The organism is Flavobacterium azizsancarii, assembly GCF_027980145.1.
GTDB lineage: Bacteria > Bacteroidota > Bacteroidia > Flavobacteriales > Flavobacteriaceae > Flavobacterium > Flavobacterium azizsancarii.
Window position 1 is genome coordinate 56,934 of record NZ_JAMZNK010000021.1, and the last position, 15,279, is coordinate 72,212.

Below are 15,279 nucleotides of genomic sequence, written 5' to 3' on the forward strand. Positions count from 1 at the left end.
GTTTCTTCTTGATTAAAATATTAAATTAAGTCCGAATAAATAATTTCTCGTGGTAGGTGTATTTGTACCAATGACCAGGAATCTACGTTGATAAGAAGCTACAGCCTGATTTTCATCTCCGTATGAATTTGTTTCCGGATCCATTCCTGACTGTTTATGATAAGGAGAGAAGAGAACAAAAGGGTTTTGTGCCGTAAAATAAAGTCTCAACTTTTCAATTCCTAAATTCCTCATAAACTCCTGATCTAATGTGTATCCCAGAGTTAATGCTCTTATTTTCACATACGAAGCATCAAAATAACCCATTGTTGACATATATTTTGGATTATCACCACTTCTGATACCTCTTGGATTTGGGTATTCAGCATCTCTATTATCTGGTGTCCAATAGTCCACATCTACGTTACTTCTTCTTCCGTTAAGTAAATTAAGGTAACCAGCTCCTCCATAAAGGGTGCTTACTAATACCCCACCGCTTTTAAAGGCTCCAACAGCTGAAAAATCAAAACCTTTATACGTTAGATTTGTATTAAATCCTCCTTGAAAATCAGGATCAGTATCAATGATTTGTCTATCACTTGCATTAATTGCACGTGTTGGCGATCCATCGGCATTATAATCTCCTGTATATTTAACTTTTATTGATCCTACTACTGTTCCCTGCTGGTTTATACCAGTTGGTCCAGGCTCCAGGATAGACATATATGGATCACCCTCCTGCCAGATACCTACTTTTTGATAATCATAAATAGAATTTATATTATGCCCTACAAACCAAGAGTTGCTCTCATCTCTTTGAGATCCCGAAGCAAGTGCAACGAGTTTATTCTTATTGGAATATAAGTTAAATCCAACTGACCAGCTCAATCCTTTTGGATTATCCAAAATGACCCCGTTTAAAGATATTTCGTAACCTTTGTTTTCAGTTTCTCCAACGTTTGCAACGTACCCACTAACACCAGATGTTGCTGGCAAACCTACTCTTTGCAGCAAATCTTTTGTATGTGTCTTATAATATTCAACTGTACCAGACAGGCGATTATTAAAAAATCCAAAATCTATTCCATAATTCCAAGTGGTAGAAAATTCCCATCCTAAATCCGGATTTGGCAATTCTGTAACATATACACCTGTAGAGTTTGTAGTTCCAAAATTATATGGCCTTGTGCTTAAAGCTCCCAAAGTAGCATATGGATTAACAGCCTGGTTAGAAGTTTCTCCGTAACCTGCACGCAATTTTAGTAAATTAACCCAAGATAGTTTTTTCATAAAAGACTCATTTGAAATAGTCCATCCTGCAGAAACAGCCGGATATGTTACCCATTTATTTCCTTCGGATAATCTTGATGAACCGTCTGAACGAATTGTTCCGGAAATAAAATATTTATTATCATATGAATACATTGCCCTTGCCATATAAGAACTTAATCCCCACTGTGTATAATCCTGATTTTCAGGTTTTATAACTGCTTCTTCTTCGCTCTGTCCTAAATTGTAAAACTGAAATGCATCAGAAGTAATTCCGTTTCTTGATATCTGGGAGGTATTTCCTGTATATTGCTCATTGGAATATAATCCTACAAAATTAACAGTGTGTTTTTGGGCAAAAGTTTTATCATAGGTTATCAGGTTCTCAATAAGCCACTGCGTTGATAAAGTATTGCTGATAGAGGCATTTGATATTGTAGTAGCATTTACATCAAATACACCCTGTCCCTTATAATAACCACTATTAGACAATCGTAAATTTAACCCCGTGTTCATACGATATTTTAAACCTTCCACTCCTGGTATTTTTACCTCAGCAAAAATATTATTATAAGAACTAAAAGCTCTTGTTTGATTAACGTACGATTCTCCAAGATTTTTAATAGATTCCCTTGTATAAACCCATTGATCGTCTGCGGCCATCCTTACTGTCCTTTTCAAGGATCCATCTGCATTATACGGATTTGCCAGGGGAGAAGTTCCCAATATATTACCTGTACCAATATTATCCCCATTAGTAACAGCATAATTACTATTAGTATTGAATCCCATACGAAAAGATGATCCGAACTGCTGGTCTAAACCCGCTCTAAGGGTAAAACGTTCATAACTCTGACCTGGTAAAACAGACTCCTCTTTATAATATCCTAAACCCGCGTTATACGCACCACGTTCTGTACCTCCTGTAACACTTATATCGTGACTAATCATTTCACCAGCTCCATAAAGTGAATCCTGCCAGTCTGTATTGGTTCCTCTGGATTCATCAACACCGTCTGTATATAAACCAGTATAATCACGAAGTGCTGCAAACTTAGCTCCATTCATCATATCATATTTACCAAAAACCTGCTTAATACCGCTAAACCCATTATAATTAAATGTAGCTTTTTGGTTTTTACGTCCCTTATTACTTGTAATTAGCACTACTCCGTTTGCACCACGCGAACCATAGATAGCAGTTGCAGAAGCATCTTTTAAGATATCAACTGATTTGATATCAACAGGATTTATATCTCCTATGGAACCTGCAAATGGAACTCCATCAAGAACAATTAAAGGGTCATTACTCCCTGTTAAAGATCTTGTTCCGCGTATACGGATCTGCATTGAAGCTCCAGGTTTTGTAGAAGTCTGCGTTAATTCTACACCAGGAAGTCTTCCTTGTAATGCCTGAGTAATATTACCAGCTGGCACTTCACTTAATTGTTTTCCTCCAATAGAAGCTACTGAACCTGTTACTGCCTCTTTCACCTGAGTTCCGTATCCAATAACAACAACCTCTTTTAAAACACTTGAATCCTCTTCAAGTTTTACATTAATCTGGGTCTGTCCATTAACAGCAACTTCTTTGCTCTTCAGACCTATAAAACTAAAAACAAGTATTCCATTTGAAGGAACATTAATAGTATAAGTACCGTCAAAACCGGTACTTACTCCATTTTTTGTACCTTTTAAATTAACATTTGCTCCAGGAATTGGACCGCCTGCATCCGATATTGTCCCTGTGACTTTTGTCTGAGCACTCGATTGGAGCGACAGCATAAACATTAAGATCAAAAAACAAAAGCATTTTAGATGCTTCGATTTACTTGTAACAAAAAAGTTAGTCATAAAAAATTGATTTAGATAGTTAAAATTCTTTTTGGTTAGTTAATAAGTGTATTTATAACAAATATAAAAAAAACAATCAATACACAATCGGTTGTTTATGTTTTTATTTGCGATTTAATAAAAAAAATAGACAATAAAAAACATTCTACTTATTTATATTGCCAATAAAATAAATTATTAATAACCAAATAAGTTGTTTTGAACTAAAATTTAAAAAGTTAAAGAAGTTACTTGCTATTTATTAAAAAAATCATAAAAGAGCACAAAGCCCATTATTTTTAGAATAATTGTCATTATTGAAATATAAGTATTGTTAAAAAAGAAAAATACAACTGGTTGCTTTATAAATTATCTAACATAAAAGCGACTTTGGTAAAAAAAACGGAAATTAAACCAAGCAAGCAATCGGTTGTTTCTAAAGTAAAAAAAAGTCTCCTTTCAAAATTGTATTGAAAAGAGACTTGCTTATTATAATATTCCCTAAAAAAAAATTATACCGTGCTCATGTTAAAAACTTACAACTTCATCTTTTTAGCGTCTTCTATAAATTGGTTCAAGCCAATGTCTGTCAAAGGATGCTTTAACAGTCCTTTTATCGCCGAAAGTGGCCCTGTCATTACATCTGAGCCTACTTTTGCACAGTTTACAATATGCATCGTATGCCTTATCGAGGCTGAAAGTATTTGTGTCTGATAATCATAGTTATCATAAATTTCCCTGATTTCAGCAATTAAGTGCATGCCGTCTGTCGAAATATCATCGAGTCTTCCCAGAAAAGGCGAAACATAAGTGGCGCCTGCTTTTGCAGCCAATAAAGCTTGTCCTGCCGAAAATACTAAAGTAACATTGGTCCTGATGCCTTTGGAAGAAAAATATTTACAGGCTTTTACACCGTCTGCGATCATAGGTAATTTGACTACTATTTGCGGATGCAAAGCAGCAAGTTCCTCACCTTCTCTAATCATTCCTTCAAAATCTATCGAAATTACTTCTGCTGAAACATCACCATCGACAATAGTACAAATGTCTAAATAATGTTTTAAAATATTATCTTTTCCGGTAATGCCCTCTTTGGCCATTAAGGACGGATTTGTAGTAACACCATCCAGGACACCTAAGGCTTGTGCTTCTTTAATATCTTCTAAATTAGCGGTATCAATAAAAAATTTCATAGTTTTTTGTGGTTAAATTTTTGGTTAGTAGTAAAATGTAGTAAGCAAAAATGTGTATCTCGATTTTATTCTTCAAAAAACATTAATAAAATAACCTCATTAATTATTTTATTAAAATGGTTTCTTTTAAAGTTCTGAATTAAAAAACAGTAACTAACCTTAATCTATTTCAGAATCCATATCTTTAAAATTTAACCATAATCTTAATACACATTCGCATAATTTTCATCTCAAAAAAAATATCGTTATTGAAAAAGCCTTAAAAGGATTAACTTTTATAGCTATCATATTAAGATAATAATTCCTTAGTGATTTTTTTTATTACTCTATTTTTTTTAATGATACCTAACAGGTTTTTAAAACCTGTTAGGTCTTTCAATGTCTTAAATATATTGATTGATAATATTTTCAAACAATTCCTGTTTTCCGCTTTGAAGATTCAATTCTCCATTATCATGTGCGATCGCATATAAATCTTTCAAATTCAATTTTCCGTCAGCAAAATCTTTTCCTTTTCCGGAATCAAATGAACTGTATCTTTCTTTTCTTAATTTTTCATACGGAGAAGAAGTAATAATTTTATCAGCCGTTAATAAAGCTCTTGCAAAAGTATCAGCCCCGCCAATGTGCGCATGGAAAACATCTTCAAGATCAGTCGAATTTCTTCTGATTTTTGCATCGAAGTTCACTCCCCCGCCTTGTAATCCCCCGGCTTTCAGGAATACCAACATCGCTTCTGTCGTTTCCTGAATGTTGTTTGGAAACTGGTCTGTATCCCAGCCATTTTGGTAATCTCCTCTATTGGCATCAATGCTACCTAACATTCCTGCTTTTGCAGCCACTTCAAGTTCATGCTGAAAAGTATGCTGTGCCAATGTCGCATGGTTGACTTCGATATTGATTTTAAAATCTTTGTCTAAACCATATTCTTTCAAAAAACCAATTGCGGTAGCCGAGTCAAAATCGTATTGGTGTTTTGATGGCTCCATAGGTTTTGGCTCGATAAAGAAAGTTCCTTTAAAACCTTGCGATCTTGCATAATCTCTTGACATCGCCAGGAATTGCGCCATATGGTCCAGTTCTCTACCCATATCTGTATTCAATAATGACATATAACCTTCACGTCCGCCCCAGAATACATAATTTTCTCCGTCTAAAGCAATTGTTGCGTCAAGCGCCAGTTTTACTTGTCCTCCGGCTCTTGCCAACACATTAAAATCAGGATTTGTCGCAGCTCCGTTCATGAATCTTGGATTCGAAAAACAGTTCGACGTTCCCCAAAGCAATTTTATTCCTGATGCTGCTTTTTTCTCTTTAAGATATTCTGTAATCGTTGTTAAACGTCTTTCAGATTCTGCAAAAGTTGGCCCTTCAGCCACTAAATCATAATCGTGAAAACAGAAATAATCAAATCCCATTTTACTGATGAATTCAAACGCTGCATCGGCTTTGTCTTTTGCTGCCTGAATAGGATCTGAAGATTGGTCCCAGGCAAAATTTTGTGTTCCCGGGCCAAACGGATCGCTTCCCTGTCCGCAGAACGTATGCCAGTACGCAATGGCAAATCTAAAGTGCTCGCGCATTGTTTTTCCCGCTACAACCTGATCCGGATTGTAATATTTAAATGCCAACGGATTATCAGAATCCTTTCCTTCAAATTTAATTTGACCAATACCTTTATAGTATTCTTTATTTCCTAAAACTACCATTTCTTTATTTTTTATGTGTTAATATAAATTCTAATTCTTGTTTCCATTTTTGATACGCCTTATCATACGGCTCCCTATTTTTTAGCGGTAAAAAAGTCATCACGTGATCGTTGGTCGTAATGCTTGATCCAAATTTATTGTAATCACCATCTTTTAAACCTACCGCTCTTGCCGCTCCAACTGCTCCTGTTGTATTATAAATTTCGATTTCATGCCCAATTAATGTTGCAACCGTATTCGAAAAAATCTCTGAACGGAACAAATTATCATTCCCCGCCCTAATCACATTAATCGTCGCATGATCCTCTTTTAGACATTCCATTCCGTACACAAACGAAAAAGCAATTCCTTCTAAGGCAGCTCTGAACAAATGTGCATTATTGTGAATATTTAAGTTGAGGTTCAAAAAGTGCGTACCAATATTTTTATTGTTAAACATACGCTCAGCACCATTCCCAAACGGAATCACCACAACTCCATCTGAACCTATGCCAATCTTCGACGCTTTCCTGTTCATCGATTCATAGGTTTCATCGCCCATATTATTTCGCAGCCAACGGTATTGAATTCCGGCTCCGTTGATGTTTAATAATTTACCAATTCTGGGAGTTTCTAATTCGTAATTCACATGTACAAAATTGTTTACTCTTGTACTTTTCCCGGATGTCATTTCGCCAACCGCGTAAAAAACTCCCGAAGTCCCACCTGTTGCCGCTACTTCACCCGGATTCAGCACATTCAGTGACAGCGCATTATTGGGCTGATCTCCTGCTCTGTATACCACAGGAATCCCAATTGGTAATCCTGATTCTTTCGAAGCTTTTTCGTTTAAAACGCCCTGATTCGTAAAATTCTCTACAATATCTGGCGTTAATGATGGATCGATTCCGTAATAATCCAGCAGCCAATTGGCCACTTTGTTTTCTTTATAATCCCAAAGCATCCCTTCAGAGAGACCGTTTTTTGTGGTCGTAATATCACCCGTCAATTTATAGGCGATATAATCTCCTGGCAGCATGTATTTGTACACCTGCTTGTAAATTTCAGGTTCATTTTCCTTGACCCATTTTAGTTTCGAAGCGGTAAAATTTCCTGGAGAATTCAATAAGTGGTCCATACATTTTTCCTGCCCTATTTCAGCGAAAGCCGCATTCCCAATTTCGACCGCACGGCTGTCACACCAGATGATCGCATTACGCAATGGGTTGCGTGTTTCGTCCACAATAACGAGTCCGTGCATTTGATAGGATATACCAATTCCCTGAATTTTAGAAGCTTCAATATTCGCTTCACGAATCGCTCTTTTAGTCGCTACACAAATGTGCTGCCACCAGATTTCAGGATCCTGCTCTGCCCAATCGGGATGCAGTGACACAATTTCCATTTCGTTTTGCGGTTCATGCAAAACGATTATTCTTTTTCCTGTTTCGGCTTCCACCAAGGCAACCTTGACCGAAGAACTTCCAATATCATATCCTATATAATACATAACTTATAATGATTCTCTTATTATTAATTTCGTTGGCACGTAGCGCTGAACAACCTCATCCTGTGTAATAAACGCTGCCGCTTTTGTTCCTAATTCTTTGAAATCAGTCGAAATAACCGAAATCCCTTTGTATATAAATTTCTTCATTGGCGTTTCGTTGTACGACAAAAAACCAACATCCGTTCCCGGCTCTAAATCTTTCTCTTTGCATTGTTCCAGAAAGTGCCCCAGTATTCGATCACTCACACTGATATAAGCAATTCCTTTCTCTATATTAAACTTTTTTGCATCAGTAATCACTTCATATTCAAAACTAAAATCAGCACAAAATTTCTTAAAAAATTCCAATGTCTCTTTTGGATGATTTGTATAATCTGGATAAATAAACTGTATGTTTTTATACTTTCTAAACAAATCCACCGCCTCCTCCAGCGCATTATAAAATGCTTTCCCGAAATCCTGAAAAACATAATTATTTTGCTTTTGTGTATGAATGTTCCAATCGATCAGCAACAGCTTTTCATTGGCAATTACAGACAAAGTAGGTGACACTTCTTTATGATCAAAATTCATCACCACATATTTGTAATACTTCCCCACACTATTATTAATGATCGTTTTAAAAACATCAATATTATAATGATGAAACTGCACATCCGTAATCACATTATCTCCCAAATTGTTTACAAACGAATGATACAAAACCTCTTTATACGCCTTAAAAGTATCCAATACCAAAAGTACTTTTCTCGTTTCGCCCGATACATAATAGCCTTTATTGGGCACAGAATCAATGCTGTTTTGGTCTTTTAAAATAGAATATGCCTTAAAAACCGTATCTCTCGACAACTGATTCGTCTTGCATATACTATTCACCGACGGAAGCAAATCACCCTTTTGCAATATATTCTCCGCAATCGCATTATTGATTCCGTTGACCAATTGCTGGTATTTTGGAATGTCACTATCGTGATTTATTGTAAAGACAAATTCTTCCTGTTCTTTGTTATGCATACTGTTCTGTTCTGGTATGCTAATATAGGCAAATGTCTTTTAAAAAAAAATACTATTCAGGCAAAAAATGTTAACTTTTTAATCTTATTAAAATTGCACAAACATTGCTTCGTAAACCTCATCAGGAAAACATCAGTTAAATCTACGACTATCGAAATCAACTATTAAAATTAAAATTAAGTTCTCTTTGTGATAGCATTTCATTCTGTTGTAAATTTATTCTGTAAAGTTTTGCAGCCCTGTGCGAAACTGCTTCTTCTTTTTGGTTTGAATCCTGTATCAAATCCATTTGCAATATCTTTCTCCTAAAATTAGATTTATTGATTTCGATTCCCAAAATTTCTTCGTAAAGATGCATGACTTGTAACAACGTAAATTTCTCCGGTAATAAATTAAATCCAATCGCGCTTTTGCAAATATTCTTCCGTAATTCTTTTAGACTATAATCTAAAATAACTTTGTGTTTATCGTTTAAACCAGCAATTTCGTTAATACCAATCCATGCAACATTGGGGTTAAAAATTTCATTTTCTATATCCTCGATATCTTTTTTTACCATCGCATAATATCCTATCGAAATATCTTCCTGACAAGATGATGGAGACGGATAACCAAAGGCTTTCAATTGTTCAAGAAAGAAATTGTCAATACCAATGTACTTTTTTAAAATATTCTGGGCAGTACTCGAAATGGTCCCCCCCTCTTTTATATAATCATTCGCCAGTTCAAAATTTAGATTTCCCTGATTGTCTTTATGTTTGACCAGCAAAACTTTCAGACTTTCTCCTTCAAAATTAAAGATCACACAATCAATTTCTATTGGATTTGTACTATATTGATTGCTGGTATTATTCCTTTTTTCATCTCCTTTATCCATAGAAAATAAATTTAAAACTATTACTATTATTTTCAATAAGCAGCTATCTAATCAATCAATCTTCTTATCCCGTACGGATCTATGGTAACAATTGAACCATCTTCTGCATAATCAATTTTGGTTACTTTCATACTTCGCAAATGCGTTACTCCTTTTGACAAGCTCGAATCGTGGTAAAACAAATACCAATCATTCTCTACTTTACAAATAGAATGATGCGAAGTCCAGCCAACTACAGGATTCAGTATTCTCCCCTGATATGTGAATGGTCCATAAGGACTATCACCTATAGCATAACAGATAAAATGTGTATCGCCAGTAGAATACGAGAAGTAATATTTATTGTTGTATTTATGTACCCAGGAAGCTTCAAAAAAACGACGATCATTATCTGCTGCCAATAAGATTTCTCCATTTTCATCGAGAATTTTGATTTCTTTTGGTTCCTCGGCAAACTCTAACATATCTTCTCTCAACAGCGCCACAATAGGACCTAAAGCAGGTTCACTGCCCATTGGTTCTTCGTGAGCCGGGTCGTATTTATTATTTCGGTATTTTTGAAGTTGTCCGCCCCAAATTCCGCCAAAATAAATATAATGTTTACCGTCTTCATCTTCAAAAACAGCAGGATCAATACTATAACTTCCTTTTATAGCATCGGGTTCCGGCATAAATGGCCCAACCGGAGAATCGCTTATGGCAACACCAATCTGGAAAATTCCGTTGGCACGTTTGGCCGGAAAATACAGATAATACTTTCCGTTTTTGCAGGCCGCATCAGGCGCCCACATTTGTTTTTCGGCCCAGGCAACTTCATCTACATGCAGAGCAACACCATTATCAACAACTTCTGATTGAATATCATTCATCGAAAATACATGATAATCCTCCATACCAAAATGATCGCCATTATCGTTAAATGGAATCCCGGCATCAATATCATGCGAAGGATAAATATAAATGTTACCGTTAAATACATGCGCTGATGGATCAGCCGTGTACATGTGCGAAACTAAAGGTTTCGAAATGGCTAATTTATTAATTTGCTCGAAATTAATTTGTTCAATACTATCTTCAGGCATATTCGTTTTTAGGTTTTATTTTAAATAATTAATTTCTTCGTTCTTTTAAATCGGTTTCTATCTGCACTTCCATTTTCTTATTGATTTTATAGCAAAACAACAAGGCAACTCCCACCAAAAATGGAATAGCAGGAAAAATACTCACCAATAATTTTATTCCGTTTATCGCAATATCCGTTTGTACTGTAGAGTTTGGTACATAATGAAAATATCCCAAAAATAACGTCGTCAACGCTCCCCCTATGCTCAAACCTGCTTTTAAGCCCACCATCATAGCCGAAAAGATAATGGCCGTGGCACGACGATTGTTTAGCCATTCGGAGTAATCAGCCACATCTGCAATCATTGCCCAAAGAATTGGAATTGTGATTCCGTAGAAAAATCCGTGCAGGATTTGGGAGAAAAACATCAAACTGATAGATTGAGGTGTAAAAAAGTAAAATGCAAGCACAAATAGTGTCGAAATAAACAAAAACAATCTAAATACATTTCGCTTTCCGTATTTATCTGCAAGATTTTTAGACAATGTAATTCCGACAATCATAAAGATAATACCACCAGCATTGAACAATCCAAATCCAGCCGATACGGCATCATTTCCAAAATAATTTAATCCTATATTAGACAAAACTTCTAAAATGGGCTGAATAAAAAGAGCCAATTGCTCTTTATTAACATAGTTTTCAAAATAATACACATACGAACCGCCTTTCATCGCCAGGGTTATAAAAACCAAAGTCGTAAGGGCAAGCATGATCAGCCATGGTGTATTTTTCTTTAAATCATTTAGATCTTCCTTAATACTTGACTTTTGTTCCGGCTTTGGAATAATACGCTCCTTAGTTGTTAAAAACGTGATTAACAACATGATTGTACCTATTATAGCCAGTACTGTCATCACTTTTTCGATACCCACAGCTTTATCTCCGTTTCCGGCACTTTTAATAATACCCAGCATGAAAACCTGAACAAAAAACTGTGCAAACATAACTGCCACAAAACGATATGACGACATACTATTTCTCTCACGCATATCACCTGTTATTACCCCGCTTAAAGCCGAATAGGGCAAGTTATTACTCGCATAAAAAAGCAATAATAAAGTGTAGGTTACTACTGCGTAAATTACTTTTCCGTGATACGAAAAATTAGGTGTCGAAAAAGCCAATAAAGCAATAACGCCCAGCGGGATTGCCGTAATTAAAATCCAGGGTCTGAACTTTCCCCATTTGGTACTCGTTCTGTCGGCCAATATACCAATAATAGGGTTAAATATAAAGGCTGCAATTAATCCCACGACCAGCATTATTATTGAAGAATCTGTTGGTGATAATCCGTAGATATCCGTATAAAAATAAGCCAGATAGGTCATCAGAGTCTGGAAAACTAAATTGGCTGCCAGGTCGCCTAAGCTATATCCGATTTTTTCTTTAATGGATAATTTTTGAGAAATGTAATTCATTATTGGTTTGTGGTTATTTTGGTTAATTCAAAATCAAAAAACAATTTTTGATTTTATAATAATAAGAATTTATTTTATCATTTTTCCGGTCTCCTTATTTGATGTAATGCTTAAAAAAAAAGTCTTTCGTTTCAAACAATCGGTTGTGTAAAATTAGCTAAAAAAACATATTATGCAAATATACTTCGCTTAATTATTATAATGATTTTAAAAACAACCGATTGTAAAACAATTCACAAAAAACAAGCCTTTTAGACCTCAAAAATTATTCTTTTGATTCTTTTAATTGTTGAACACTGTTGTATGCTTTTTTAGGATGTAGCTTTGTATCAAACAATAATGGATAATTTGTACGCCCTTTTATGGGCCAGTCATTCAACCAGGACTGCCCGTCATGAACTCCCCAAAATGTTACACGGCTGATTTTATCTTTATGTTTTAAGAATAATTTAAAGATTGAAGCATAACGCTCCGCAAGTTTAACCTGAATAGAATCTGGAAGTTTTTCCGGGTAAGGATTCATTTTTGCACTTCCTTCAAAATTCTGATTCACATCTGCTCCTTTTAAGTCCCACGGATTTGGAAGCACTGTAATATCAAGTTCAGTAATAGCCACTTTAATACCAAGCTTGGAATAAGCCAGGATACTTTTCTCGATTTCATCTAAAGAAGGGCTCGCCAATCTCCAATGCCCCTGAATACCAACGCCGTCAATTTTTCCGCCGGCTGATTTTATTTTTTTTATCAACTTAATAGCACCTTCCCTTTTAGCAGGTTCTTCGATATTGTAATCGTTATAATACAAATCTACTTTGGGATCAGCAGCAGCAGCTAATTTAAAAGCATCAACAAGATATCTTTCTCCCAGTGTGTTCAAAAAAACAGATTTTCTCAAAGTACCATCTTCATTTAGAGCTTCGTTGACAACATCCCAGGAATTAATTCTTCCTTTGTATTTGGAAACAATTGTAGTGATATGATCTTTCATGAAAGCTTTCATCTCTGTACTGTCTTTAATTTTTTCCATCCACGGAGCCAATTGACTATGCCAGATCAAAGTATGACCATGAATAAACATCTTATTTTTTTCGCCATAGGCCACAAATTTATCTGTTAAGGCAAAATCGTATTTATCTGGGGAAGGATGCACAAACATCGACTTCATAATATTTTCTGCTGTTATAGCATTAAATTCTTTTTTAACCAAAGAATCTACTTTGGCATCTTTTCCCTCGATTTGATCAGCACTTAAAGCTGTCCCGATATAAAAATCATCTTTATAACTGTCTTTTAAAGAGACTGTTTTTACTTCTTGCTTTTTCGCATTACAACTGCTTAATACTATTAGAGATACCAGCAGCAAATAATAATTACTAAATTTCATTTTTATTGTTTTAGATTAATAGTTAGATTTTATTTTTCTATTCGGCTGACAATTGGGTTAATTTATAAGCAATTCCCATTTCTAACCCTCTTAATTCAGCAAGGCCTTTTAATCTGCCTACAAGAGAATATCCGGGATATGTTTCTTTGGTTGCATCAACCGAATGCAAGAAGCCATGATCCGGACGCATGGGTAGACTTACTTTTGTTTTGTTCATTAACAGAAGAAGCTTTTCTACAATAATTTCTATCTTAGTATCACCTTTTAAATGTTCTGATTCCCTGAAAATAGTTTCGCTTTCACGGAAAGTATTTCGGAGATGCAAAAAGTGAATTCGGTCTCCATAATCGTCTATAATTCTCTCCAGACTATTATCAGGATTTGCTCCTAAAGAACCTGTACAATAACACAAACCATTTAAATTGAACGGAACTGCGTCAAAAATTGCTTTCAGATCTTCTTCTGTAGAAACTATTCTGGGCAAACCCAAAACCGAAAATGGCGGATCATCAGGATGAATCGCTAATTTCGCACCATATTCTGAAGCAATTGGAGCTATTTGCGTTAAAAAATAAATCAGGTTTTCTCTTAGTTTCGCATTATCAATATCAGCATAATCCTCTAATAATGAAAGAATTTGTTCTGCTGTAAAATTGATTTTACTTCCCGGTAATCCCAATAAAACATTTTTAAAAAGTAATGCTTTTTCTTCTTCGGAAAGTTGGCTGCCAAATTGCAGCGCATTTTCTTTCTCTGTTTCAGAATAATCATTTTCAACATTTGGTCTTTTCAAAAGATAAACATCAAAATAAGTAAAAGCGTCCTGATTGTACAAAAGTGCTTTGCTTCCGTCTTCATTTACAAAATTATGATTGGTTCGAACCCAGTCTAAAATGGGCATAAAATTATATGTAATCACTTTAATGCCACAATCTGAAAGATTCTTTATACTGATTTTATAATTTTCTATATACAGCAAATAGTTTCCCGTAGCTCTTTTTATTTCTTCATGAACCGGCAAACTTTCTACCACTATCCATTCTAATCCTGCTTCTTTTATTATTTGCTGTCTTTCTTTAATAGCGGGAACGGTCCAGATTTCTCCAACCGGAATTTGATGCAAAGCTGTTACAATTCCCGCTGCTCCTGCCTGCTTAATGTCTAATAGTTTTACAGAATCCTGAGGACCGAACCAGCGCATGGTTTGCTGCATTTTGATCATAATCATTGTATTTTAAAATTAGAATCCAATACTATTCCCGCCATCTACAGGCAAAATAGTTCCTGTTGTAAATTTTGATTCGCTTGATGCAAAATAAAATACGGCATCTGCAATATCCGATGGTTCTCCTAAAATTCCCATTGGCGTTCTTGAAAGTACTTTATTTTTTCTCTCAGGATCGCTGTCTAAAGCTTTTGCCGACATTTTTGTTTTGATAAAACCCGGCGCCACACAATTGACACGAATGCCAAACGGAGCCAACTCTACTGCCATTGCCCTTGTCATCGATTCGATTGCGCCTTTGCTTGCCGAATACGCAATTACTTTCGGGATTCCGTATTGAGATGCCATCGAACTGATGTTGACAATATTTCCCCCATTATTTTCTTTCATGTTTTGCACCACAGCTTTACTTATGGCAAAAACGCTCAAAAGATTGGTATGAATTATCGATAGAAAATCTTCATCCGTAACCTCCAGAAATTCTTTTTTAAGATTGATTCCGGCATTGTTCACCAAAATGCCAATCGGATTATCTTTAGTGATGCTTTCGATCATAGCAGGAATTCCGGCAATATCATTTAGATCGTATAAAATCGCAATGGCATTTGCACCAATCTCTGCGCAAGCTTCTTCTGTCTTTTCTTTTGATCTTCCAATGATATACGTTTTGATTCCGTTATCACATAATTTTTTCGCGGTTGCAAAACCCAAACCTGAATTTCCTCCAGTTACAATGGCTGTTTTTGTGCTCATTTTTTTTCTT

Annotated in this window: 11 protein-coding genes; all 11 read right to left on the bottom strand. The window is 35.4% G+C overall.

Features of this window, described 5'->3' with window-relative positions; genetic code table 11:
• Nucleotides 1-12: 12 nt before the first annotated feature.
• The 11 genes from NJT12_RS13600 to NJT12_RS13650 all read right to left on the bottom strand — a co-directional run bounded on the left by NJT12_RS13600 (nucleotide 13) and on the right by NJT12_RS13650 (nucleotide 15,269).
• Nucleotides 13-3,102, bottom strand: a complete 3,090-nt coding sequence (locus NJT12_RS13600; RefSeq protein ID WP_271336468.1) for a SusC/RagA family TonB-linked outer membrane protein — start codon at nucleotides 3,100-3,102, stop codon at nucleotides 13-15.
• A 515-nt stretch (nucleotides 3,103-3,617) separates the two neighbouring features.
• A complete protein-coding gene (fsa, locus tag NJT12_RS13605; protein ID WP_271336469.1) occupies nucleotides 3,618-4,274 on the bottom strand; it encodes a fructose-6-phosphate aldolase in 657 nt (218 codons plus the stop codon).
• Nucleotides 4,275-4,657: 383 nt separating this feature from the next.
• Entirely contained in the window at nucleotides 4,658-5,983 is a 1,326-nt protein-coding gene (gene xylA, locus NJT12_RS13610) for a xylose isomerase (RefSeq protein ID WP_271336470.1), read from the bottom strand.
• Between the two features lie 4 nt (nucleotides 5,984-5,987).
• A complete protein-coding gene (locus tag NJT12_RS13615; protein ID WP_271336471.1) occupies nucleotides 5,988-7,472 on the bottom strand; it encodes a xylulokinase in 1,485 nt (494 codons plus the stop codon).
• Nucleotides 7,473-7,475: 3 nt separating this feature from the next.
• Nucleotides 7,476-8,486, bottom strand: coding sequence for a GntR family transcriptional regulator (locus NJT12_RS13620; RefSeq protein ID WP_271336472.1), 1,011 nt, complete (start codon nucleotides 8,484-8,486; stop codon nucleotides 7,476-7,478).
• A 157-nt stretch (nucleotides 8,487-8,643) separates the two neighbouring features.
• Complete coding sequence (locus NJT12_RS13625; RefSeq protein ID WP_271336473.1) at nucleotides 8,644-9,363, bottom strand: NUDIX hydrolase; 720 nt, start codon at nucleotides 9,361-9,363, stop codon at nucleotides 8,644-8,646.
• Between the two features lie 47 nt (nucleotides 9,364-9,410).
• A complete protein-coding gene (locus tag NJT12_RS13630) occupies nucleotides 9,411-10,445 on the bottom strand; it encodes a glycoside hydrolase family 43 protein (RefSeq protein WP_271336474.1) in 1,035 nt (344 codons plus the stop codon).
• Nucleotides 10,446-10,473: 28 nt separating this feature from the next.
• Nucleotides 10,474-11,907, bottom strand: a complete 1,434-nt coding sequence (locus NJT12_RS13635; protein WP_271336475.1) for an MFS transporter — start codon at nucleotides 11,905-11,907, stop codon at nucleotides 10,474-10,476.
• A gap of 265 nt (nucleotides 11,908-12,172) precedes the next feature.
• Nucleotides 12,173-13,291, bottom strand: coding sequence for an endo-1,4-beta-xylanase (locus NJT12_RS13640; RefSeq protein ID WP_271336476.1), 1,119 nt, complete (start codon nucleotides 13,289-13,291; stop codon nucleotides 12,173-12,175).
• Nucleotides 13,292-13,328: 37 nt separating this feature from the next.
• Nucleotides 13,329-14,513 carry a mannonate dehydratase gene (uxuA, locus tag NJT12_RS13645; RefSeq protein ID WP_271336487.1) on the bottom strand — a complete coding sequence of 395 codons (1,185 nt, stop codon included), beginning with the start codon at nucleotides 14,511-14,513 and terminating at the stop codon, nucleotides 13,329-13,331.
• Nucleotides 14,514-14,531: 18 nt separating this feature from the next.
• Entirely contained in the window at nucleotides 14,532-15,269 is a 738-nt protein-coding gene (locus tag NJT12_RS13650; RefSeq protein ID WP_271336477.1) for an SDR family NAD(P)-dependent oxidoreductase, read from the bottom strand.
• Nucleotides 15,270-15,279 lie beyond the last annotated feature (10 nt).